Raw genomic sequence first — 23,867 nt, 5'->3', positions numbered from 1 at the left:
CCTTACTCCTCCAATTCGTTGAGCAGTTGATCCATAGTGGAGAGCCGCTTCGCGCGACCACCATCGGCATTAACCTGTTGTAACGCGACTCGTGTTGCCATTTTCGCCAGCGTCGGGTGTTCAAAAATAAGTCTTACTGGCAACACCTCTCCAAAGCGCTGCGTGAAACGAGCCGATATCTGAGTTGCTAAAAGCGAGTGGCCTCCCAACTCGAAGAAGTTGTCGTATCGGCCCACCCGTTCGAAGCCAAGTATCTCCGACCAGATCTCCGCTAAGGCTTCTTCCACCTCTCCTTGAGGCGGCTCATACTGCGTGCCACTGGCAAAACCCGGCTCGGGCAGGGCCTTGCGATCCACCTTGCCGTTGGCATTCAGCGGCAGTGCATCGAGCGTGACCACCACTCCCGGCACCATATAATCTGGCAACTGTTGACCCAGTCGCTCGCGTAATTTACTGGTGTCGAGCTCAATGGCGACTTGGGGTACCACATAAGCCACCAGTCTCGAACCACCGGGGCCTTCTTGGGCGACCACCACCGCCTCGCGAACCTCTGGCTGCGTCAGTAACTCAGCTTCAACTTCGCCCAATTCGATACGTAGGCCGCGGATCTTCACCTGGTGATCCAGGCGGCCCAGGTACTCAAGCTGACCGTCGTCGCGCCATCGCACCAGGTCGCCGGTGCGGTAGAGGCGTTCTCCCTCTGTGAACGGATCAGCGACAAAGCGCTCCGCCGTTAAGCTTCGGCGATTCAAATAGCCCCGTGCCAACCCAGCGCCACCAAGATAGAGTTCCCCCGCAACGCCTGACGGCGACAAGTTAAGATCGCCGTCCAGTACGTAAGTGCGGATACCGGCGATCGGTTGGCCGATCGCTACCTGGTTGAGCCCATCGTCTTGGCAAGTCCAGTGGGTAACGTCGATAGCTGCTTCGGTGGGGCCATAGAGGTTGTAGAGCCCCGCGTGAGGCAAACGAGTGAGTACCTGATTCTGCAGTTCGGCCGGCAGCGCCTCACCGCTGCATACCAAGCGTGTCAGACTGGTGCAGTTTTCAACCTTGCCATGAGCCAAGAAGGCCTGAAGCATTGACGGTACAAAGTGCAGTGTAGTGATGTTATGGCTACGGATTAGCTCGACCAATTGTGCCGGTTCGCGATGGGCTCCCGGCGGCGCCATCACCAGCCGCGCCCCCTGCATCAGCGGCCAGAAGAACTCCCACACGGAAACATCGAAACTGAATGGCGTTTTCTGCAGCACCGCATCGTCAGCCGTTAGGCCATAGGCATCCTGCATCCACTGTAAGCGATTAATCAGTGCATGGTGACGGTTGGCCGCTCCTTTGGGTCGCCCGGTGGAACCCGAGGTGTAAATCACATAGGCGAGGTGCTCACCATGCAGGGCTACTCCGGGATTATTCGAGGCATGGTGCGCTACTTCTAGACAATCCAGCTCGATAACGCTCAGACTCTCAGCTATCGGCAACGTATCGCGAAGATGCTGCTGGGTGAGCAGCAACTCGATGCCGCTGTCTTCGACCATATAGGCCAGCCGCTCGGCGGGGTAATCCGGATCCAGCGGCACATAGGCGCCCCCCGCTTTGAGAATAGCCAGCAGCCCCACCACCATCTCAATGGAACGCTCCATGGCGATGCCCACTCGAGCTTCGGGTTTTACGCCTAGACAGATCAGATAATGAGCCAACTGGTTGGCACGGGCATTGAATTCAGCATAGCTGAGTGACTGATCTTGGAATACTAGCGCAGTAGTCTCTGGCGTTACCGCAGCCTGGCGCTCAATTAACTGATGGATTGGTGCAGTTGCGGAATACTGTTGCGTATTCTCCCCCCACTCGCTCAACAACTGCTTTTCGTCTGCTCTAAGCAGACTGATCTCACTTAATGATTGCTTGGGCTTCGCTTGCAGCTTTTCTACGATACCTGCAATGGCGGTCCTCAGGTAGTCACACAATCGCTGAGCACCGATGATACGGCTCACCTCACCTGCCCTACCAACTGGAAGCCGTTACCTAAATCGTCCACCGACATCGTGATCGGGTAGTTGGTACGCTCCTGACCGCCCAGTACTTCCATGCCTTCCCAGGTATGAACGAGACTTTTCGCTTGTTGAGGTGCGCTGTAACGATAGTTCAGCAGACTAGTGAAGAGCGGCGTTCCGCCAAGCAACCCGCTGCAGCGCTGCGCAAGGCCAAGGCTGGCATGCTCGTGATACAACAGAGCAGATAGAGCCTCGTGGGTTTGTCGCAAGGACTGATCGACACCTTGAGAGCCCATTTTGATACGAACCGGCAGCGTATTGATAAACATCCCCAGCGCTCGCTCGGCGCCCTCGGTGCCCTGCATGCGGCCGAACAGCACGGTGCCGAACACCACATCGTCCCGCCCAGTGGTTTTGCTCAATACCAAGGCCCAGGCCAGATGGAACAGGCTAGCCGTGCTCACACCATAGCTCTGGGCCTGTTGCCGCACCTGCCGGGCCAGCTCTGTATCCAGAGGAACGCGAACTTCCTCTATCTCGCTGCCATCGCCGCGAACGTCTAGTAGCCCGAAGGGCGCGGTCGGTTCTTCAATATCGCCCAACTGCTCGCGGAAAAAGGCTCCGTGCTCTTCCAGGCTTCCCCCTAGCCGGGTCTGCGCCACAAAGTTTCGGAAGGGCAGCGGTTTGAGCAACTCGTCCTCGCGGCCTTGCTGGATCAGGGAAATTTCTTCCACCAATAGCTCAAGGGTAGTGTGATCCATGACGAGGTGGTGGCTAGGTAGCTGCAGCAGCCAGCGATTTTGCTCGGCATCATATGCAGCAACTGCCCGTAGCATAGGGGCTCGACGCACATTGAGGCGATGGTGCTCAGGGTCCACCTCGGCATTCAGTTGTTCGGCAACGCTTTGTGATGAGGCGCCATCCACGTTCAGCCATTCGAGAGCTAACTCGGCATACCGGTAAACCACCTGAACCGGTTCATTCAGGTTCTCCCACAGCACAGCAGTACGCAGAATATCGTGGCGGACAATAAGCTGGTTAAGACCAGTAATAAATGCTTCCAGTCGCTCTCTACTATCAAAGCCAAGCTGCTGTTGTGTTATGTAGGCATCGCCCTCTTCCTGCAGTTGGTGATGGAAGAGAATGCCCTCCTGCAGTGGTGCCAGCGGGTAAATATCCTGGATATTGCTGGCTCCACCCGGCACTGCCGCTTCGATGGCGCTGATCTCTTCGGCATTGAGTTCGATCAAAGTCAGCATCTCGGGCTGGATTGCCGAGCAGCCATCTGGAATGCGGTTAGGCGGGGTGATAATTTCCGGCTGCTCTGATGCCTGCGTCAATGCCCGGGCAAAGGCCGCCAGTTCCGGGCATTGGAACAGCGTGCGTACCTGCGCCGTCAGTCCTTGATGCCGCATTTGCTCCAACACCTTCAGAGCCAATAATGAATGGCCACCCAGCTCGAAGAAGTTGTCGAGTCGACCCACCCTTTCGACGCCCAACACCTCAGACCAAATTTCCGCCAGTGCTTCTTCCACCTCACCTTGAGGCGGCTCATACTGCGAGCCACTGGCAAACTCCGGGTCGGGCAGCGCCTTGCGGTCTACCTTGCCGTTGGCATTCAGCGGCAGCGCATCGAGGGTGACCACAGCTCCCGGCACCATATAATCCGGTAGTTTTTGACTCAGCGCTTCACGTAGTACAGCGGTATTGAGTTCACTGTCGACTTGGGGAACCACATAAGCCACCAGCCTCGAACCGCCGGAACCTTCCTCGGCGACCACCACCGCCTCGCGAACCGCCGGCTGAGCGAGTAGTTCGGCTTCGATCTCACCTAGCTCGATCCGCAAGCCACGGATTTTCACTTGATGATCAAGCCGCCCCAGGTACTCGAGCTGGCCGTCCTCCCGCCAGCGCACCAGATCGCCGGTGCGGTAGAGGCGTTCGCCCTGCGCAAATGGATCGGCGACAAAACGTTCTGCGGTAAGGTCAGGGCGGTGCAGGTAGCCCCGTGCCAACCCAATGCCTCCGAGATAAAGTTCACCCGCGACCCCGGGCGGCGCCAAGTTAAGATCGCCATCCAATACGAAGGTATGGATACCAGCGATCGGTTGGCCGATAGCTACGTGGTTGCGCCCGTCGTCTTGGCAAGTCCAGTGGGTAACATCAATGGCCGCTTCAGTGGGGCCGTAGAGGTTGTAGAGTGCCGTGTGAGGCAGGCGGGCAAATACCTGATTCTGCAGCTCCGCAGGCAGCGCTTCACCGCTGCATACCAAGCGTGTCAGGCTGGTGCAGGCTTCTACCTCGCCATGGGCCAGGAAGGCCTGCAGCATTGAAGGTACGAAGTGCAGCGTGGTTATATTGTGGGTACGGATTAGCTCGACCAGTTGGACTGGCTCGCGGTGAACACCTGGTGGCGCCATCACCAGTTGGGCACCCTGCATCAGCGGCCAGAAGAACTCCCATACCGAGACGTCAAAGCTGAACGGGGTTTTCTGTAGCACCGCATCATCGGCCGTTAACCCATAGGCCTCCTGCATCCACTGCAGGCGATTGGCCAACGAACCATGACGGTTGGCTGCGCCCTTGGGTCGCCCGGTGGAACCCGAGGTGTAAATCACATAGGCGAGATGTTCACCGTGCAGTGCCACCTGTGGGTTGGTTGACGCATGATGCGTGACGTCCAACTGATCCAGCTCGATAACACTTAAGCCATCGGCCAGAGGCAGAGCATCAACCAGATGTCGCTGAGTGAGTAACAGTTCGATGCCGCTGTCTTCGACCATATAGGCCAGCCGGTCGGCGGGGTAATCCGGATCCAGTGGCACATAGGCGCCGCCCGCTTTGAGTATGCCCAACAGCCCCACCACCATCTCGATGGAGCGCTCAACAGCGATGCCTACTCGAGTCTCGGGTTTTACGCCTAGATCAATCAGATAGTGAGCTAGGCGATTGGCACGAGTATTAAGCTCATCGTAGCTGAGGCGCTGATTATCGAAAATGAGTGCCGCGGCCTCTGGGGTTGCTGCCGCTTGGCTCTCAGTCAGATGATGAATTGGCGGAGCATCGGAGTAATGCTGAGTGTTTACTCCCCATGTCTGTAATTGAAGATGATCGCCTTTATCAAGCAGATCAATATCGCCTAGTGCTCGCTCCGGCCTATCTACCAGAGCCTCTAGAACGGCGACATAGTGCTGCGCTAGGTGTTCAGTTGTAGTTGAGTCGAACAGCTCTTCTGCATAAACAAAGTTTGTTTCTAAGCAGCCATCTGTGCGCTCCACAACATTTAGCGTCAGCTCGCACTGCGCCTCGCCCTTATCTAGTGGCCAACTGCTCAGTTCTAGTCCTGGTAGTGTCTGCAACGCGCCATGATCCTGCCGCTGGTGGTTGAACATCACCTGGAATAGCGGCGTCTGGCTCATACTGCGTTCCGGCTGCAGCGTTTCTACTAACTGCTCAAAAGGGAGATCCTGATGCTCTTGTGCACCCAACGCCGCTCGTTTGCTCTGTTGCAGCGCCTCGGCCAAGTTCAGGCGTCCATTCAACTGGTTACGCAGTACCTGAGTATTAACGAAGAACCCAACTACCCCTTGAGTTTCCGTCCGGTGACGGTTGGCGATCGGTACACCGACCCGAATATCTTCCTGCCCGGTATAGCGATACAGCAGCGCTTGGAAACCTGTCAGCAACGTAATGAACAGGGTGGCACCCTGTGCCTGGGTTAGCTGGCGGAGCCCGCTAATCAGTGATTCCGAGAGCACCATTTGGTGACGCGCAGTGTGATAATGTCCATCGTTGCGGCGCGGACAATCGGTTGGCAGTTGCAGTACCGGATGTTCGTCACCTAGTTCCGCCTGCCAATAGGCGAGCTGGCGTTCCTTCTCGCCCGCCTCCATCCATTGGCGCTGCCATACTGAATAATCGGCGTACTGAATCGGTAAGGATGGTGGCTGCCAAACCTCCCCTCTCACCCGAGCGCGGTAATCGGCAGAAAACTCATCGATGATCAACTGCATCGACCAACCATCGGAGATGATGTGGTGCATAACCACCACCAATAGATGCTCCTCTTTAGCTAATCGCAATAGCCCCACCCTCAGCAGCGGGCCCTGCTCCAGGTCAAAGGGAACATCGCAGAGCTGTGTAACTTGACTCTCTATTGACGCTTCGCGCTCATCCTTCTGCATCTGGCCTAGTTCAACTTCGTGCCATGCGAAGTTGCTCTCGTCTTGCACCACTTGTATCACCCCGCCCTCGCCATCGTCACGGAAGACCGTGCGCAATGCCTCATGACGAGTTACCAAAGCGGAAAAGTTACCCCGCAATACTTCAGGGTCGAGCGTACCCTTAAGGGTTAGAGCGCCAGTGATATGGTAAGCGCGGCTCTGAGGATCCATGCGCCAGAGAAACCACTGGCGAAGCTGGGCATAAGAGGGCAAGCAAGTTTTCTGTTTTGATAAAGGGCGAGAAAGAATTGGGAACTGGCCAATTCCCAGCCCTTGAGTACGAATTTTGTCGTAAACCACACGGCGCTGCTCGGCCGACAATCCGGAAAAGCGTTCCGCAATACGATGGGTATCGATGTTACTCATTGAACGGTATCCATGCTGTCGATGAAGGAATCAATGTCAGAGAGCGACTGGTCTAAGGAGTGCCCGCTGCTTAGCGTGGCGATACACTCTGCTAGATCGCGCAGCAGGGGTTTCCTAAACACCTCGGATAGTTGGAGTTCAACTTGCATATCAGCTTGAACGCGAGCCACCATCTGCACAGCCAGCAGCGAATGCCCACCATGATCGAAGAAGTTGTCATGACGCCCCACTCGTTCGGCGCCAAGGGCTTCAGCCCAGACCATCGCCAATGCTTCTTCCACCTCACCTTGAGGAGGCTCGTACTGCGAGCCAATGTCCAATCCCGACTCGGGCAGTGCCTTACGGTCTACCTTACCGTTCGGGGTTAGCGGCAGCGCTTCCAGAGTGACTATCACCCCAGGCACCATATAGTCCGGTAGCTTTTGACCGAGTCGTTCGCGGAGTGTGCTAGTGTCGAGCTCGATGTCGGCCTGTGGCACTACATAAGCCACCAACCTAGATCCACCTGGCCACTCTTGGGCAACCACCACTGCTTCGCGTATCTCCGACAGGGCAAGCAATTGAGCTTCAATCTCGCCTAGCTCAATACGGAAGCCGCGTACTTTGATCTGATGGTCAATCCGTCCCAAGTATTCAAGCTGACCATCCTCCCGCCAACGCACTAGATCACCCGTACGGTAGAGGCGTTCGCCCGCAGTAAAGGGGTCGGCCACAAAACGCTCTGTCGTCAGTTCAGCACGGCTCAGGTAGCCCCGTGCTAAGCCCACACCACCTAGGTACAACTCCCCCGCCACTCCTAGGGGTGACAAGTTGAGCGCACCATCCAGAACGTACAGCTGTGTCGCCGCAATAGCACTTCCCAGAAAAGCTTGGCCGCCACTCACTCGATCCGTCGCTGACCAAATCGTGGTCTCAGTGGGGCCATACATGTTCCACAATTCGATCCCCTGAGTTTGCAGTTCCTCAGCCAAATCAAGTGGCAAAGCCTCACCACCGCATAGCCCCTTAAAGCCTTCCATTAACGGGGCCGTCGTCCATGGCCAGCCTGACGAGCGCAGCAGCCGCCAGCCGGAGGGTGTCGCCTGCAGAACCGTCGCTTTTTCCTGATTGAGTAATTCTCCCAAGGCCTTGCCATCTCGAGTCGTCTCACGGCTCGCCAGCACTACCCTTGCTCCGCTGATCAATGGCAGATACAGCTCCAGGGCGGCAATATCGAACGATAGTGAGGTCACCGCCACCAGGATATCGTCTGGGCTTAGGCCAGGGGTTTCCTGCATGCTTAATAAGAAATGGCTAAGCGCATGATGGCGCACCATCACGCCCTTGGGCCGTCCGGTGGAGCCCGAGGTGTAAATGACATAGGCGAGATGTTCACGGTGCAGTGCCACCTCCGGGTTGGTTGACGCATGATGCGTCACACCCAAGCGATCCAGTTCAATAACGTTTAGCCCATCGGTCACTGGCAAGGTATCACTCAGATGTTGCTGGGTAAGCAGCAGCTCAATGCCACTATCTTCGACCATATAGGCCAACCGCTCGGCAGGATAATCCGGATCCAGCGGCACATAGGCACCGCCCGCCTTGAGTATCGCTAGTAGCCCCACCACCATCTCGATGGAGCGTTCCATGGCGATGCCCACCCGGGTGTCGGGTTTTACGCCTAGACCGATCAGATAATGAGCCAACCGGTTGGCACGGGCATTGAGTTCAGCATAGCTGAGTGACTGATCTTGGAATACTAGCGCAGTGGCCTCTGGGGTTGCCGCTGCCTGACGCTCAATTAGATGATGGACTGGAGAAGTGCCTGAATACTGTTGGGTATTCTCTCCCCATTCGCTCAACAGCTGCTGTTCGTCTGTTCTGAGCAGACTGATCTCACTTAATGGTTGTTGAGACGCCGCTTGCAGATTTTCTACGATGCCTGCAATGGCCGCGCTCAGATAGTCACACAACCGCTGTGCACCTATCGTTCGGCTAACCTGCCCTACCAACTGAAAGCCGTTACCTAAATCGTCCACCGACATCGTGATCGGGTAGTTGGTGCGCTCCTGACCGCTCAGTACCTCCATACCTTCCCAGGTATGCGCGATGCTTCCCTCTTGCTGAGGTGCGCTGTAACGATAGTTCAGCAGACTAGTAAAGAGCGGCGTTCCGCCAGGCAATCCGCTGCAGCGCTGCGCTAGTCCAAGGCTGGCATGTTCGTGGTGCATTATCTCAGACAGAGTATCGTGGGTGTGACGCAGGCACTTATCGACACCTTGAGTGCCCATTTTGATACGCACAGGGAGCGTATTGATAAACATCCCCAGCGCTCGCTCGGCGCCCTCGGTGCCCTGCATGCGGCCGAACAGCACGGTGCCGAACACCACATCGTCCCGCCCAGTGGTTTTGCTCAATACCAAGGCCCAGGCCAGATGGAACAGGCTAGCCGTGCTCACACCATAGCTCTGGGCCTGTTGCCGCACCTGCCGGGCCAGCTCTGTATCCAGAGGAACGCGAACTTCCTCTATCTCGCTGCCATCGCCGCGAACGTCTAGTAGCCCGAAGGGCGCGGTCGGTTCTTCAATATCGCCCAACTGCTCGCGGAAAAAGGCTCCGTGCTCTTCCAGGCTTCCCCCTAGCCGGGTCTGCGCCACAAAGTTTCGGAAGGGCAGCGGTTTGAGCAACTCGTCCTCGCGGCCTTGCTGGATCAGGGAAATTTCTTCCACCAAGAGCTCGAGGGTGGTGTGATCCATGACTAAGTGGTGGCTAGGTAGCTGCAGCAGCCAGCGATTTTGCTCGGCATCATATGCAGCAACTGCCCGTAGCATGGGGGCTCGACGCACATCGATACGATGGTGTTCAGGGTTCACCTCGGCATTCAGACGTTGAGCGACGCAGTGAGAACCATCTCCCTCCAAGTCTAGCCATTCGAGGGCTAGTTCGGCATGTCGGTAAACCACTTGTACCGGTTCACGAACTCCCTCCCAAAGTACCGCCGTACGTAAAATATCGTGGCGGGCAATGAGCTGGTTAAAACCGACAATAAAGGCTTCCAGCCGTCCTCGGCTGTCGAAGCCAAGCAGACGCGGGTGACATAGGCATCGCCCTCTTCCTGTAAACGGTGGTGAAAGAGGATGCCCTCCTGCAATGGTGCCAGCGGGTAAATATCCTGGATATTGCTGGCTCCACCCGGCACTGCCGCTTCGATGGCGCTGATCTCTTCGGCATTGAGTTCGATCAAAGTCAGCATCTCGGGCTGGATTGCCGAGCAGCCATCTGGAATGCGGTTAGGCGGGGTGATAATTTCCGGCTGCTCTGATGCCTGCGTCAATGCCCGGGCAAAGGCCGCCAGTTCCGGGCATTGGAACAGCGTGCGTACCTGCGCCGTCAGTCCTTGATGCCGCATTTGCTCCAACACCTTCAGAGCCAATAATGAATGGCCACCCAGCTCGAAGAAGTTGTCGAGTCGACCCACCCTTTCGACGCCCAACACCTCAGACCAAATTTCCGCCAGTGCTTCTTCCACCTCACCTTGAGGCGGCTCATACTGCGAGCCACTGGCAAACTCCGGGTCGGGCAGCGCCTTGCGGTCTACCTTGCCGTTGGCATTCAGCGGCAGCGCATCGAGGGTGACCACAGCTCCCGGCACCATATAATCCGGTAGTTTTTGACTCAGCGCTTCACGTAGTACAGCGGTATTGAGTTCACTGTCGACTTGGGGAACCACATAAGCCACCAGCCTCGAACCGCCGGAACCTTCCTCGGCGACCACCACCGCCTCGCGAACCGCCGGCTGAGCGAGTAGTTCGGCTTCGATCTCACCTAGCTCGATCCGCAAGCCACGGATTTTCACTTGATGATCAAGCCGCCCCAGGTACTCGAGCTGGCCGTCCTCCCGCCAGCGCACCAGATCGCCGGTGCGGTAGAGGCGTTCGCCCTGCGCAAATGGATCGGCGACAAAACGTTCTGCGGTAAGGTCAGGGCGGTGCAGGTAGCCCCGTGCCAACCCAATGCCTCCGAGATAAAGTTCACCCGCGACCCCGGGCGGCGCCAAGTTAAGATCGCCATCCAATACGAAGGTATGGATACCAGCGATCGGTTGGCCGATAGCTACGTGGTTGCGCCCGTCGTCTTGGCAAGTCCAGTGGGTAACATCAATGGCCGCTTCAGTGGGGCCGTAGAGGTTGTAGAGTGCCGTGTGAGGCAGGCGGGCAAATACCTGATTCTGCAGCTCCGCAGGCAGCGCTTCACCGCTGCATACCAAGCGTGTCAGGCTGGTGCAGGCTTCTACCTCGCCATGGGCCAGGAAGGCCTGCAGCATTGAAGGTACGAAGTGCAGCGTGGTTATATTGTGGGTACGGATTAGCTCGACCAGTTGGACTGGCTCGCGGTGAACACCTGTGGCGCCATCACCAGTTGGGCACCCTGCATCAGCGGCCAGAAGAACTCCCATACCGAGACGTCAAAGCTGAACGGGGTTTTCTGTAGCACCGCATCATCGGCCGTTAACCCATAGGCCTCCTGCATCCACTGCAGGCGATTGGCCAACGAACCATGACGGTTGGCTGCGCCCTTGGGACGCCCGGTGGAGCCCGAGGTGTAAATCACATAGGCGAGATGTTCACCGTGCAGTGCCACCTCTGGGTTGGTTGGCGCATGATGCGTCACATCCAACTGATCCAGCTCAATAACGTTCAGGCTCCCTACCACGGTAAGATGTCGTGCAGGTGCTGTTGGGTAAGCAGCAGCTCAATGCTGCTGTCTTTGACCATATAGGCCAACCGATCACTCGGATAATCTGGATCTAGTGGCACATAAGCGCCACCCGCCTTGAGAATACCCAACAGCCCCACCACCATCTCGATGGAGCGTTCCAGGGCGATGCCCACCCGGGTCTCAGGTTTTACGCCTAGACCGATCAGGTAGTGGGCCAACTGGTTGGCGCGGGTATTGAGTTCGGTGTAGTTGAGCGACTGATCTTCGAATACTAGTGCCGTAGCCTCTGGGGTTGCCGCAGCTTGGCGCTCTATCACGTGATGGATGGGTTCGACCGGACTATCGGTTGCTTCGCGGCTTCCCCAATCGCGTAACAGTGCTTTTTCGGCATTGTCAGGGAGCTCTATGGAGCAGAGTTGTGTTTCTGGCTTCTCTAATAAGACTCCTAGTACTTCCTGGTAATAACCAATCAATCGGTGGATGGTTTTTTCATCGAATAGATCGGAATTGAACTCTAGAGCGCCAACCACTTGCTCCTGCTCGATGAAAATATCCAGAGATAACTCAAACTTTGCACTCGTCTGCGAAATATCGATCAGTTCGACAGACACATCATCTAACTGAAGCTGCTCCTCATCAGACCTAAACTGGAGACCAAACATAACCTGAAACAGCGGCTGTCGAACGGGATCCCGCTTTACTTTCTGTTGTTCGAGCAAGACCTCCAATGGCATATCAGCATAATTGAGGGATCCCACTGCATCCTTTTTAACCTGCTGACATACGTCACGCAGCGTCATGGCTGGATTCACTCGTACTCGAAAAGGCAGTGTCGTGATGAAAAAGCCAACGACCTCCTGAAACTCCTCTTGCTGGCGACCTGACGAAGGAACGCCAATGGCAAAGTCTTGCTGCCCACAATAGCGGGCCAGGACTACTTGCCAGGCGGCGAAAAGTGGCACAAAAGGAGTAAAGCGCTGTTGTTGGCAAAAGGCTTGCAGGGAACTGGCGAGGCTGCTATCCAACACGAAACGCTTTGTGGCACCCCGAAACTCTTGCTGTTTGGGATAGACATGGTCAGTAGTGATTTCTAACGGTGGGACATCATCCCCCAGATGCTCATTCCAATACTTAAGTTCCTTGTCAATATCGCCCGACGCCACTCTCTTCTGTTGTTGTCGAACGTAGTCGCCATATTGCACGGGCAAGCTTGGAAGCTGCGCATCTTCGTTTTGGCCCAACGCCTGACGATAGGCTTCACTCAGATCGGATTCGATGATGCGGTTAGACCAAGCATCTGAAATGATGTGGTGAAGGCAGACAACCAGAACGTGTCGGCGCTCTTCCATCTTTATCAACCGAGCCACTAGCAACGGTGGCTCACCAAGATCGAAGACATGCTGCGCGACTTTCTTGATCGACCGCTCCAGCCTTTCGTCCTGCTCTGGTGCAGCCAGCGCAGAGAGATCTTCTCTACGAATAGAAAAAGGGATGCTGGAGAACACGGACTGCTGCGGTACGCCGTTGCGCTCAAAGAATCGCGTTCTCAGTACACTATGGCGTTGAATCAGTGCTTGAAAGGCGCTTTCTAGCGCCCCTGCATCCACGTTTCCGGTAAGCCGGTAAGCACGCGGCTGGTTGTAGGCGGTAAGATCCGGCGAATAACGATACAGGAACCAAAGCTGCTGCTGGGAGTATGACAATGGCAATACATCATCTTCACGAACTGCTTCAGACACTCCTTCTTGCCCTTCCCTGCCATCACTAGGTGCTGCCACATCTTGTGGATGAGCCAATTCCTTCATCGCTAAATCCTCTTCCTGTATCGCGTTACAAATGATGTTACTAGGCAAGTTTGTCTACTCAGTTGCTATCAAGCTCGGCTAGACCGCTCGTGCTGGCCTCAGCACAACTCTCGCGTAGAGCAGCACCCAACTCGGCGACGGTAGGATGATCGAACACCACACCGGGGGCTATCTCGATCCCGAACTGCTTACGAATGCGTGCCACCAGCTTGATCACCAGCAAGGAGTGCCCACCCAGCTCGAAGAAATCGTCATCAATACCGATCTCATCACGACCAAGCAGCTCAGCCATGGCCTGACACAGGTTGACTTCCACGGCATCCTGGGGCTTCACCAAGGTTTTTCTTTCCGTTGTTTTTTGGGCCAAGGCTTCCAGCGCGGGGGTGTCTACCTTGCCGTTACCTAGGCGAGGGAAATACTCAACAGGGATAAAACGAGAAGGACGCATGGGCTCAGGCAGTAGCACAACCAGCTGCTCGCGAAGCTGGGCTTGGCCCTCAACGGACGTTACCTCGGAGTCAGCAATCAGGAACGCTACGAGTTCCTGGGTATCACCGCCCCGACCCATCAGGCGAACCAGGCTCTGCTTAATCCCTGGTTGTGCTTGCAACACGCTTTCTATTTCCGCCGGTTCGATTCGGAAACCACGCAGCTTGATCTGATCGTCGGCTCGCCCAATAAGGCGTACGCCACCCTCGGGCAGCACGCACGCTAGGTCGCCGGTGCGATAGAGACGCTCACTGGGAATGAAGGGATCTTCGACAAACGCGGAAGCATCGCTATTGAGATAACCCCGCGCCAGTTGGGCGCCGCCCAAATACAGCTCACCTACGGCACCGGTGGGGGTCGCGTGCAAATTATCGTCAAGTACTCGATAGCGGCAATTCGGCAGCAACTGGGTTAGCGGCAGCGGGCCCTCAACGTCTTGCGCCAGCGATACCGAGTGCACCATAACGCCCACCGTGGCTTCTGTGGGGCCATAGTGGTTGTATAGTTGGCACTCGGGCGAAATCCGCGCAATGCTCGAAAGTAAGGCAGATGAAGTTACCTCACCGCCTAAAATCAGCGTTTTCGGTAACCGGGGAGCTTCGCACTCCAGCAGGGCCTCCAGGTGGGAAGGCACTATCTTGAGCGCATCGATATCGGCCGCCGACATAAAGTGCGCAAAGTGGTCACCATCCTGCATATCGTCAGGTGCGGCGATCACGATACGGGCACCATTGAACAAAGCACCGAACAGTGCAGTATTGCCCAGATCGGTGGCCAGCGAGCCGGTCAATGCCCAGCGCTGGCATACCGATAGCCCCATGGCCTTTGTGGCACTGGCTACGTAATTGAGAAGTTGACCATGCTCGATTACCACGCCTTTTGGAGCCCCCGTGGAGCCAGAGGTATAGAGAAGGTAGGCCACGTCGCCGAGGTCCAGCTCTGGAAACGACAATGCGCTACCACCCGACTCTTCGACTTCTCTTGGCGAACCCACACTGCGGATGCCGGGAAGGGCTAGGGGCTCCGCCTCGGTGTTTTCAGCGCTTACTACTAGCGCGGGCTGGGCATCCTCAAGCACCCGACGTTTACGGGCTACGGGCCACTCAGGGTCGAGCGGCAGATAGGCGGCACCTACACGCCATACTGCCAGTAGCAGCACGACCAAATCGGTGGAACGGGGCAAATTAAGCGCTACGTAATCTCCACGCTTGACGCCCTGACCATCCAGCCACCGAGCGATATCATTAATGCGGGCTTCCAGTTGGGCGTAACTCAGCGTACGACCCTGCTCCTCAATGGCAATGGCATCCGGCGTCGAAGCCGCCCAGTCAGCGATATGGGCCGCTACGCTACGCTCACCCACGTCGAGCACACTGTCCTCAATCGACTGCAACGCCAGCTGTTGCTCAGGGGAAATAAGCGGCACCGAAAATAGTTTTTGCGCGGGATCGGCGAGGCCAGCCTGTAGCAGTGTCTGGTACTGACCCAGCAGACATTCGGACGCCGCGCGGCTATAGCATGATGGGTCGGTGTAGAGCATCGCCACTGCGCCGCTCTCACTGCGGTCAATATGCAAGGCAAGTTCAAATTCTGCTGATGGCCCAGGCAATGCTCGCAAGTGCCACTGCAAACCTGCCGTATTTAACTCACTCACTCCCTCCGAAAATGCGAACCCCGCGACTAGGTGGCGCTTATCGGGCAGCGCATCAATCGACCAATACTCTTGAGCCTGGGTATGCGCCTCTAGCTGCTCTGCTAAACGGGTAATCCAGCTAGAGAAGTCACTATCAGCGACACCTTCAACCAGCACCGGCAGCACCTTATCGAAGAGCCCGAATGCCCCTTGCATCACCTCGTAATCCTGGCGGCAGTCGTGTTGCCAGCCGCCCAGCACACACTCGTTGCTGCTAATCCTGGCGAGTAGCGCCCACCAGGCCGCCTGCAATACTACCTCTGCGGATACTTGAAGCTCATCTGCCAGGCTATCGATACGCGCTACTAGGTCTGGTTCGAGCGGACAGGCCACATATTCATGCTCTACCCGCACGTCATGGCGATTTGCCTGCATTGTAGGTAAACGGCATACGCCTGCCTGCTCGGCATGCTGCTGGTGGTTTTGCCAATACTCTCGGCCCTCTTCGGCGTCATCGTCGTTTTCAAGAGAAGCGCGCCACTCGATGAATTGGGAATATTGCAGCGCAGACTCATCGTCGGTTCCGCCACGCGGCTCATAAGCATCCACCAACGCCGAGAACAGCGACAGCAGACTGCCACGATCCGCCACCAACGCCGAAACAGCCAGTACTAATACCCAGGTTGTTTCACCCGTTTGCAGCAGCGCTGGACGCAGCAGCTCACCGGATTCTAGGGCAATGGGCCGGCGCTTTAGTGACTCGCGATAGTTATTAAGAAAGTCGTTGAGCAGCGCTTTCTTGTCACCGCTGCCGCGTAAGTCCTCATGCCGCCACTCAATGGCAGGCAGGTCTTCAAGCGCTTGGTGGCGCAGCCCACGATACCCCGCCACACTCTTCAGAGCCGTCGATAGGGCTTCATGCTGTTGCCTAAGGTCGCTCAGTGCTTGCTCCAGCCGCGAGCTATCAAGCGCACCCTGAATATCGACCACCATGACCTCGACCTGCGCTAATGCTGCCTGCTGTGTGTCACTTTCATTCACTTCCGCCGCCACCAACACTGCACGCTGTTCAGGGCTAAGCGGCCAATGGGCAAGGCTCTGCTGTTCCGTTATCGCATTCATTTATTGACTCCCAATACCCGTGACTTCATTGACCGACCAACTCGGCATCGGCACTTGCTCCTTGAGCCTCTTCCAGCGCCGAACGCTCATAGATGTCTCCCATCGCTACCACGATCTTGCGTGGCCCCTCGTAGGGATCCCGGGCATGGGCTGCTAACATGTTGTCGACCATCACCACATCGCCCCGGCGCCAGTCGAAGCGCACCGCGCAGGCTTCGTAGGCATCGCCGACAACCTTCATCATCTCGTCGCTAATTACGGAGCCATCACCGAAATAGACATTGCGTGGCAGGCGCTCCTGACCAACCATGCCAAGCAGGTCTTCTTTCACATCAGGCTCAAGGCAACTGACGTGGTGGAGTTGCACCTGATTGAAGAACACTCGGTCACCGGTCACGGGATGGGTGACTACCGCTGGGCAGCGCGTACGCGTCTGCAGTTCGTCATCACCCAACCACTGCCACTCAATTCCCCCTTCTTTGAGCCGCGCTTCAACCTCTCCTTGCTATCGGTTTTGAAAAAGTCTCGCCAGCTCACGTCCAGGTTGCGGGTGAAGGTGCGCACATAAAGCAGCCCTTTGCGCTCGAACTCCTCCACCACATCGGCGGGCAGTTGGCGTAGCATCTCCCTGCAGTCAACGATCGGGGTGGCGCCCCCCACGGAGAAGGGAATTCGCAGAAGAACAGTTGCTTGCGCGGCCAGCGCTCCAAATGCGAGCTTTCGTTGTGATAGAGAATCATCTGGCGTTCAGGATAGGGGGTTGAACGGTAGGTATTGCGCCCCCTTCTTTCTTGGGCAGGTCACCATAGTTGCCGTAAAGGCCCGGCTGGATAGCCTCGGCAAAGGCTTCAAACTCTTGCGGTGTGGTCAGCCCAAAGTTACGGAACAGAATGCCTGCATGCTTGCGTAAGTTTTGCTCGATGAAGTCACGCTGGGAAGTTGCCCACGCCACCGCATCAAGGTCAGCGTCCGCCGCTTCGATCACGAGAGGAAAGACTCTTTTTTCATCGAGCAGCGCCGTTCGTATCGGTGAATCACTATTGGTCGAGGGGCGCGCACCTGGCTGGGATTTCAGGCTGCCAAGCTTGTTGAGTTTGGAACCTTTTGAAAGCTTGTTTTGCATAGCGTGTTTCTCCATTAGGGTAAACGAAACTCCTCGACGGGCATGTTGGGAGCTTCCACGATCTGCGCTAGTAGCGACTGCCAGGCACCGGTTAAGTGCTCAATGGTTTCGCGTCGGTACAATGCGGTGGCGTAGACCCACTCGACTGATAGTCCGGTATCACTCTCATTGACGAATATCGCCATATCGAACTTCGACTCTTGCCGAGGCTGAGGCATTACCTCCACTTCCAAGCCCGGAATTGAGAACCGCTCGGTTGGCGTGTTTTGTAGTACGAAGAGGGTTTGTATCAGGGGGGAACGGTCGCGCTCACGACCAATCCCCGAAAGCTCGACAATTTTGTCGAAGGGAACATTTTGATGATCGAAGGCATCCAGCACGCTGGTCTGTACTTGCTCGAGCCAGTGGCCGAAATCAATCTGGCCATCAGACAAACGAGACCGCAGCGGGATTACATTGACAAAAAAGCCAATCAACGGCTCAACGTCGGGATGGCTACGGCCAGCGACATCGGTTCCCACAATCAGGTCGTGTTGACGGGTCTGGCGATGCATCAACAGCTGAAAACTCGCCAATAGAAGCGTAAATAGCGTGGTGCCACGCTGTGCGGCAAGCTTGTTCAACGCTTGTGATTGGTCTGGACTAAATGTCATGCTCAGGGCACTACCGGCATGCGATACTTGGCTAGGCCTAGCGAAATCCCCCGGTAGTGTTGAGAGCGGAGGAGCATCACTTAGATAGCGGCGCCAGAAGGTTGCGCTTTGCTCGAAGGCCTCTCCCGACAGTGCTTTCTCATGCCAAGCGGCATAGTCCACGTACTGAATACCAAGCTCGGGTAACCCAGACTCCTTCCCTTCCAACAATTCCCCGTACAGAGAGGCAAATTCCCGGACGAATACGCTCGTGGACCAGCCGTCGAAGACAATGTGGTGAATGACCAGGACCAGGGCATGTTCTTGTGCGCCAAAACGCAGTAAGCCCGCCTTGATTAAAGGGCCCGTGACAAGATCAAATGGTGTGTTCGCATACTCGGTGAAGGTATCTTGCAGATATCGCTGTTGCTCCCGTTCAGGAAGGTCACTGCAATCCAAAACAGGAAGTTCGATGTTTCGCTGATCCTCGATAACCGCGATGGGTTCATCACTCTCGCTTTCAGGGTAGTGGGTACGCAATGCTTCATGCCGCGCAACGATGGCATTAACGGTTCTTTCTAGAACCTCTATATTCAACTCCCCTTTCAGGGAAAACAGCGCTGGAAGGTTGTAGGCGGCACGCTCACGGTCGCCCGCCTGACTTGCCAAGCGATCAACCAGCCAGAGCCGGCGCTGGACAGGTGCCAAAGGTAGTTCCGAAGACCGGGAAATCGGCATCAGTGGATTCTGGATAGCTCCCTGACGAAAAGCCGAAGGCTTCGCTAACCGGCGCTCTACTTCATCAACCACATCACTAAAGCGCGGCTTTTCCATGACCGATCTGGTCGGGAAATCAATTGCCCAATGATCGCTAATGCGTGAAGCTAACTGCACCGCCGCCAGAGAATTACCCCCGCTAGCAAAGAAGTGGGCATCTTTTCCCAACGGCTTTTCCTTGCCGTCCCCCAGCACCTGGTGCCAGAGCTTCGCCAACGCCTGCTCCGTTTCGCTCCCAGCTTCCGCAGGCGATGGCGATGACTTTCCTCCGCCCTCAGCGTCACCATCACTGACAAAACGCCCAAAGGCGTGAATGGCGTAGGCATCCAGGCTACCCGCCTCCCAGCCTTGGCGGCAGGTGCTGCGCTGCAATTTACCGCTGGAGGTTTTGGGAAGGCCACCTGGGTTGAGCAGTAGCACTACCGAAAGCGGCTCATGGCAAGTGCTCCCCACTGTCTCGCTTAGCGCTTCAACCAACTTCTCGGCAGGCACTAGTTTCTGCATACCACGGGAGACTTCTGCCGCAACGCCGATCCCTTCGGCGCCTTCCGGCGTGGTCACGGCAAAGGCCGCCACGCGCCCTTTGCGCACTGCTTCTACTTCCGCCTCAACAGCGCTCTCGATATCCTGAGGGTAGACGTTATGACCGCGCAGAATGATCAGATCCTTAATACGCCCAGCGATATACAACTGCCCTTCGTGCAGAAAGCCTAGATCGCCGGTGCGCAGCCAGCGATCATCGCGGACGTCGTGGTTCTGTGCATCAGTATCATCGGTGCGCTGCCAACTGACCCCATCGCGGGTAACAAAGGCTTGCGCTGTTGCTTCTGGGTTCTGCCAATACCCGTGCGCCACGCTGGGCCCATTGACCCAGATCTCGCCGACTTCACCACTGGGCAGCGAGTGAAGCCCCTCAGGGTCGACAATATCGATAGCGTGACCGGGTTCCGGTGTACCGCAGCCCACCAGGGTGTTGCCTTCAACCGCTGAGGCAGCCTTTCCCTCGGCCAGCGATTGTTGAGAAAAAGCAGTACCCACCACGCCCGTACCGCGCGAATTACAGCTAACCAATAGCGTTGCTTCGGCCAAGCCATAACAGGGTGCTGCGGTATCAGCGGCAAAGCCCGCTGGGCGGAAGCGTTCGATAAAGCCCGTGAGGGTATCGTGGCGTACCGGCTCGGCGCCTGAGAACGCGACCCGCCAGCTAGATAAGTCGAGCGCCTCAAGCTGCTCGTCACGGATACGCTCAAGACACAGTCGATAGGCGAAATCGGGGCCACCACTAATGGTGCCCCGGTGGCGGGAGATCGCTTCCAGCCAGCGTACCGGCCGCTGTAAAAAGAAAGTGGGGCTCATCAATACCGCAGGGATACCGCGATAGATGGGCTGCAGCAGGCCACCGATCAGCCCCATGTCGTGGTAAAGCGGCAGCCAACTGACGAAAACATCGTCGGCACCAATCGAGAAGCCCGTCTCAATAGCACGCTCGTTCGCCATCAGGTTCCCATGGCTAACCATCACCCCTTTGGGAGTGGCCGTGGAACCTGAGGTGTACTGTAAAAAGGCGAGATCACCACGCTTTGGGCGATGCTCAATCCAGTGTTCAGCGCGGCTCTCATCTACGGCATCCACGGGGATCAGTTCGGCGCTGCCGAAGCCTTCGCTTGCAGATGCGACCACATCGATAATCGTTGTAGAGGTGAGCACACAGGCGGCCTGGGAGTCGGCGGCAATGGCGAGCAGACGTGCCAGATGTTGCTGCTTGGCCGACTCTGGAGGGAAGACCGGCACGGCAATCACCCCGGCATATAGGCAGGCGAAGAACGCCACCACATAGTGTTCATCGTTATCCAGCAGGATCAAGGCACGCTCACCAGCCGGGAACCGCTGTTGGAGCTCGCTGGCCAGGGCGCGGGAACGCCGTTCCAGGGTGGCGTAGTCAAGGGTGGTCTCACCTTGTGCGTTCACTACAATCAGCGCCCTGTCGCTGGGCCTTTCCTGGGCCAGGCGACTTAAATGCTCAACGAAGCTGTGGTTAACAACGTTATGGGACGGGTGGCTGTTCATTGTCTGAGCGTGCCTAATATTCATATGCGTACCTGCTGGAACTCCTGGCCGTTAGATGAGGCGTTATGTTTAGTCGTTGGAGAGGTTGCCGTGACCTTCCGCCATGGCGACGACGACTTTGCGCGGCCCTTTGAACGGCGTGCGCGCATGGGCGACCAGCATGTTGTCGAGCATCAGCACATCGCCTGCCTGCCAGGGGAACATCACCGTTTCGTCGGCCAGTACGCCGCGGATCTCATCGAAGATGGCATCGTCAATGGGGCTACCATCGGCAAAGAAGACGTTACGCGGCATGTCTTCGGGGTCGAGCAGCTCTTCCAGCGACTCTCGCACCTCTGGCTGCAGGTTGGAGACATGGAAAAGATGGCCCTGGTTAAACCACACCTGCTCACCGGTGACAGGGTGAGTCTCTATGCTTTGGCATAACTGGGTAGTACGCAGGTCGCCATCAGGCTTCCACTCACAACGAATCCCCGCGCGCTGGCAGAATGCCTCCACCTCGGCACGGTCTTCGGTGTTAAACACCTTTTGCCAAGGCATGTCGAAATCGCCGTAGTTGCGTACGTAGAGAATGCCGGGGGCAAAGCGCTCGCGGATCTCTGCAGGCATACGGCGGTAAATAGCGCGGCTATCGGCTATCGGCGTCTCTCCCCCTTCGGGGGAAGCGGTGACACAGTGGAACCAGATTTTCATCGGCCACTCGCGGGTGTAGGCCTGCTCATTGTGGAGGGGAATATGTTGATGAGCGGGGTACTCGGTCGAGGTATAAATGCCCGACGAAACCGCTGAACGCGGTGTTGAGGCGAACTCATAACTCAGCAGAGGATGACCAAAGGCGGCAGCAAACTGCTGAAAATCGTCCACGGAGGGAACATCGAAGCCTCTTAGCAACACCCCACCGACTCTGGCCACCAGCGTCTCAATATCAGCACGCAACTCGCCAAAGGCTTCCAGCAGCGGCTGCCCTGGATAGGTGGGGGAAATCATAATGGGCAGCTCCGAATCAGCAGGCCCCTGACGTTTGGATATGGTGTTGGTTTGTTGCGTTGGTGTTGCGCTTTGGCTGTCCATTATTGAACTCCTGAAAATTCGTTGAGTAGCGTTTACCCTGGGCGTTTGTGTGTGAATAGCCTGAATCGACATAGCTTGATTCGACATAACTCAGGGCAGCGGCATAGCCACTCGGCGCTGGCAGCGGCCATGCTTGCAAAGGTGATGAAACGGGAAGCGAGTGCTCAAGGTGATAGGTGCCTGGCGGCCCTAAAGAGGAAGTGATCGAGAGCGCCTGCAAATGATCAGCGATGCCCAGGCCCAAGGCTTTGAGCACCGCCTCTTTAACCACCCAGCGCTCCATAAAGGGCAGTGCGAAGCCGTCGCGTGCGTGGCGAGCTGCTCACTTGGCGATAGCACCAGCCCTTGCAGCGGCGCCAGCTCGGCCTCGGGTCGGCAGCGCTCAATATCGACCCCCACCGCGCCGCCGGGAGCAAGCGCGATCAGGGCGACATGGCCAGAGTGGGAGACATTGAAAGCAGGCCCATCAGCGTTTTCCAACGCTGGTTTGCCGTAAGCGTTCTGAGTGAACACCAACTTTTCAGGCGCCACGCCGGTGCGCGCTGATAGCAGTCGCCGTAGGGCAGCGCGTGTCGCCACAGCGCGTACGACATCAGCGTGATGGCGAAGCCGCTGGGCGCGCTGCCACTCGGCTCGACTCAGCAACCGATCATCTTCGTCAGCCACCGGGGCGTTCAGGTCGAGCGATAAGCGCCAGACTTCAAGCCCCTCAGGAGCCCCTTCAGCTAACTGCAGGCGCTGCATGGGGCACCTCCTCAAGCCGTCGAGTTAGCGCCCGTTCGATAGTCTCCAGCACTTGTGCTTGCTGCTGGCGAATAAAGAAGTGCCCTCCTTCGAACCAGTCCAACGAGAATGCCCCGCCCGCTTCTCGCTGCCACGCTTCTAAACGCTCTCTTTCGATATCGTCATCGCGCCCTGCGAGTACCTGTAAGGGATAACCAAGCGGCGACCCGCCGCGATAGCGGAAACTGCGGCAGAGGCTATAGTCCGCCATCAAGATATCGAGGGTAAGGCGCAGCAGTTCCGGGCTTTCGAACACTTCCTCTGGGGTGCCGCCCTGTTGGCGAAGATCCGCAATCAGGGCTTTGTCGTTATCAAGGCCCGCCAAGCGGTCTGAGTCGCGCATTGAGGGCGCCGCGCTGCCTGAGGCGAACAGCATCCGCGGCTGAGGTCGCCCTACATCGCGCAAGCGAGCTGCCATGCCGTAGGCCAACAACGCCCCCATGCTGTGACCGAACAGGACAAAGTCTCCACGCATCCGCGTTGCTTGCTCTTCGCACAGGCGCACGACCTGGGTCTCGAAGTCATCGATGAGCGACTCACCCAGGCGTTCACCACGCCCAGGCAGCTCGACGGGATATACCTCGATCCAGGCGGGCAACTGACGCTTCCAGCGCAAATACATAGTGGCGCTAGCCCCGGCACAGGGCAGGCAGAGCAGCCTTAAACGCTTAACCTGCATCCACCTGCTCCGCCTCAGCGTTAGCCTGCTCATCCATCCACTGGCGCAGCGACAATGGCCGCATATCAGTCCAGGTCTTTTCGACGTAGTCGAGGCAGGTTGGCTTATCGCCGAGTACGCCGGTATCGGTCCAGCCAGCGGGAATCGCTTTCCATTCTGGCCAGAGGGAGTACTGCTCTTCGTGGTTGACTAATACGCGGAAGACACCATCTTCACGATCAAAACAGCTTGTCATGGGACTAACCTCATCGTTGCCAAAGGAATGAGAAAATAAAACGCAATTACTTCTCATTACTCAATGACGAGTGAGGCGTCAGAAAATTTAATGTTGGGGTAGGAAAATAGAAAAAATAAGGGGAGGGGCCGCTAGGGCGTAGGCATAGAATTACCTTTGCCAGACTAAGAATT

The 23,867-nt window shown here is 56.8% G+C and carries 16 protein-coding genes; all 16 read right to left on the bottom strand.

What is annotated here, in order from left to right; translation table 11 throughout:
- Positions 1-2: 2 nt before the first annotated feature.
- Positions 3-1,991 carry an amino acid adenylation domain-containing protein gene (locus FDY98_RS25980; RefSeq protein ID WP_196518137.1) on the bottom strand — a complete coding sequence of 663 codons (1,989 nt, stop codon included), beginning with the start codon at positions 1,989-1,991 and terminating at the stop codon, positions 3-5.
- Positions 1,988-6,580: a non-ribosomal peptide synthetase gene (locus tag FDY98_RS04860; protein ID WP_196518135.1), complete on the bottom strand. Its 4,593-nt coding sequence runs from the start codon at positions 6,578-6,580 to the stop codon at positions 1,988-1,990. Before FDY98_RS04860 ends, FDY98_RS25980 begins: the two co-directional genes overlap by 4 nt.
- Positions 6,577-9,570 carry a non-ribosomal peptide synthetase gene (locus FDY98_RS25975; RefSeq protein WP_340146849.1) on the bottom strand — a complete coding sequence of 998 codons (2,994 nt, stop codon included), beginning with the start codon at positions 9,568-9,570 and terminating at the stop codon, positions 6,577-6,579. Before FDY98_RS25975 ends, FDY98_RS04860 begins: the two co-directional genes overlap by 4 nt.
- Entirely contained in the window at positions 9,498-11,015 is a 1,518-nt protein-coding gene (locus FDY98_RS25970) for an AMP-binding protein (protein ID WP_196518131.1), read from the bottom strand. Before FDY98_RS25970 ends, FDY98_RS25975 begins: the two co-directional genes overlap by 73 nt.
- A complete protein-coding gene (locus FDY98_RS25965) occupies positions 10,925-11,272 on the bottom strand; it encodes an AMP-binding protein (protein WP_196518129.1) in 348 nt (115 codons plus the stop codon). Before FDY98_RS25965 ends, FDY98_RS25970 begins: the two co-directional genes overlap by 91 nt.
- Positions 11,266-13,083 carry a condensation domain-containing protein gene (locus tag FDY98_RS04850; protein ID WP_155705698.1) on the bottom strand — a complete coding sequence of 606 codons (1,818 nt, stop codon included), beginning with the start codon at positions 13,081-13,083 and terminating at the stop codon, positions 11,266-11,268. The genes FDY98_RS25965 and FDY98_RS04850 overlap by 7 nt, the downstream gene beginning before the upstream one ends.
- 58 nt (positions 13,084-13,141) lie before the next feature.
- Complete coding sequence (locus FDY98_RS04845) at positions 13,142-16,327, bottom strand: non-ribosomal peptide synthetase (RefSeq protein WP_027957179.1); 3,186 nt, start codon at positions 16,325-16,327, stop codon at positions 13,142-13,144.
- Positions 16,328-16,352: 25 nt separating this feature from the next.
- Complete coding sequence (locus FDY98_RS25960; protein WP_196518127.1) at positions 16,353-16,781, bottom strand: TauD/TfdA family dioxygenase; 429 nt, start codon at positions 16,779-16,781, stop codon at positions 16,353-16,355.
- Positions 16,736-16,951: a hypothetical protein gene (locus FDY98_RS25955; protein WP_340146740.1), complete on the bottom strand. Its 216-nt coding sequence runs from the start codon at positions 16,949-16,951 to the stop codon at positions 16,736-16,738. The genes FDY98_RS25960 and FDY98_RS25955 overlap by 46 nt, the downstream gene beginning before the upstream one ends.
- Positions 16,952-17,063: 112 nt before the next feature.
- Complete coding sequence (locus tag FDY98_RS25950; protein WP_196518124.1) at positions 17,064-17,450, bottom strand: TauD/TfdA family dioxygenase; 387 nt, start codon at positions 17,448-17,450, stop codon at positions 17,064-17,066.
- A gap of 14 nt (positions 17,451-17,464) precedes the next feature.
- A complete protein-coding gene (locus tag FDY98_RS04835) occupies positions 17,465-20,926 on the bottom strand; it encodes a condensation domain-containing protein (protein ID WP_340146739.1) in 3,462 nt (1,153 codons plus the stop codon).
- Positions 20,927-20,995: 69 nt separating this feature from the next.
- A complete protein-coding gene (locus FDY98_RS04830; protein ID WP_051430594.1) occupies positions 20,996-21,997 on the bottom strand; it encodes a TauD/TfdA family dioxygenase in 1,002 nt (333 codons plus the stop codon).
- Positions 21,930-22,280, bottom strand: coding sequence for a 4'-phosphopantetheinyl transferase family protein (locus FDY98_RS29335; protein WP_155705696.1), 351 nt, complete (start codon positions 22,278-22,280; stop codon positions 21,930-21,932). The genes FDY98_RS04830 and FDY98_RS29335 overlap by 68 nt, the downstream gene beginning before the upstream one ends.
- Positions 22,187-22,741, bottom strand: coding sequence for a 4'-phosphopantetheinyl transferase family protein (locus tag FDY98_RS04820; protein WP_155705695.1), 555 nt, complete (start codon positions 22,739-22,741; stop codon positions 22,187-22,189). Before FDY98_RS04820 ends, FDY98_RS29335 begins: the two co-directional genes overlap by 94 nt.
- Complete coding sequence (locus FDY98_RS04815) at positions 22,719-23,459, bottom strand: thioesterase II family protein (RefSeq protein WP_027957182.1); 741 nt, start codon at positions 23,457-23,459, stop codon at positions 22,719-22,721. The genes FDY98_RS04820 and FDY98_RS04815 overlap by 23 nt, the downstream gene beginning before the upstream one ends.
- Positions 23,449-23,694 carry an MbtH family protein gene (locus FDY98_RS04810; protein WP_022522944.1) on the bottom strand — a complete coding sequence of 82 codons (246 nt, stop codon included), beginning with the start codon at positions 23,692-23,694 and terminating at the stop codon, positions 23,449-23,451. Before FDY98_RS04810 ends, FDY98_RS04815 begins: the two co-directional genes overlap by 11 nt.
- Positions 23,695-23,867 lie beyond the last annotated feature (173 nt).

The sequence above is a fragment of the Halomonas sp. PA16-9 genome (assembly GCF_009728585.1).
Lineage (GTDB): Bacteria > Pseudomonadota > Gammaproteobacteria > Pseudomonadales > Halomonadaceae > Vreelandella > Vreelandella titanicae.
The sequence above is the reverse complement of the archived record's forward strand: the minus strand, read 5'-3'. Positions and strand labels throughout refer to the sequence as shown.

Bases quoted from the DNA above. Each gene is read 5' to 3' on its own strand.
- FDY98_RS04860 (WP_196518135.1), bottom strand. From the start codon at position 6,580: ATGAGTAACATCGATACCCATCGTATTGCGGAACGCTTTTCCGGATTG.
- FDY98_RS25970 (WP_196518131.1), bottom strand. From the start codon at position 11,015: ATGGGAGTTCTTCTGGCCGCTGATGCAGGGTGCCCAACTGGTGATGGC.
- FDY98_RS04850 (WP_155705698.1), bottom strand. From the start codon at position 13,083: ATGAAGGAATTGGCTCATCCACAAGATGTGGCAGCACCTAGTGATGGC.
- FDY98_RS04845 (WP_027957179.1), bottom strand. From the start codon at position 16,327: ATGAATGCGATAACGGAACAGCAGAGCCTTGCCCATTGGCCGCTTAGC.
- FDY98_RS25955 (WP_340146740.1), bottom strand. From the start codon at position 16,951: ATGCTACGCCAACTGCCCGCCGATGTGGTGGAGGAGTTCGAGCGCAAA.
- FDY98_RS25950 (WP_196518124.1), bottom strand. From the start codon at position 17,450: ATGCAAAACAAGCTTTCAAAAGGTTCCAAACTCAACAAGCTTGGCAGC.
- FDY98_RS04835 (WP_340146739.1), bottom strand. From the start codon at position 20,926: ATGAACAGCCACCCGTCCCATAACGTTGTTAACCACAGCTTCGTTGAG.
- FDY98_RS04830 (WP_051430594.1), bottom strand. From the start codon at position 21,997: ATGGACAGCCAAAGCGCAACACCAACGCAACAAACCAACACCATATCC.
- FDY98_RS29335 (WP_155705696.1), bottom strand. From the start codon at position 22,280: ATGGAGCGCTGGGTGGTTAAAGAGGCGGTGCTCAAAGCCTTGGGCCTG.
- FDY98_RS04820 (WP_155705695.1), bottom strand. From the start codon at position 22,741: ATGCAGCGCCTGCAGTTAGCTGAAGGGGCTCCTGAGGGGCTTGAAGTC.
- FDY98_RS04815 (WP_027957182.1), bottom strand. From the start codon at position 23,459: ATGCAGGTTAAGCGTTTAAGGCTGCTCTGCCTGCCCTGTGCCGGGGCT.
- FDY98_RS04810 (WP_022522944.1), bottom strand. From the start codon at position 23,694: ATGACAAGCTGTTTTGATCGTGAAGATGGTGTCTTCCGCGTATTAGTC.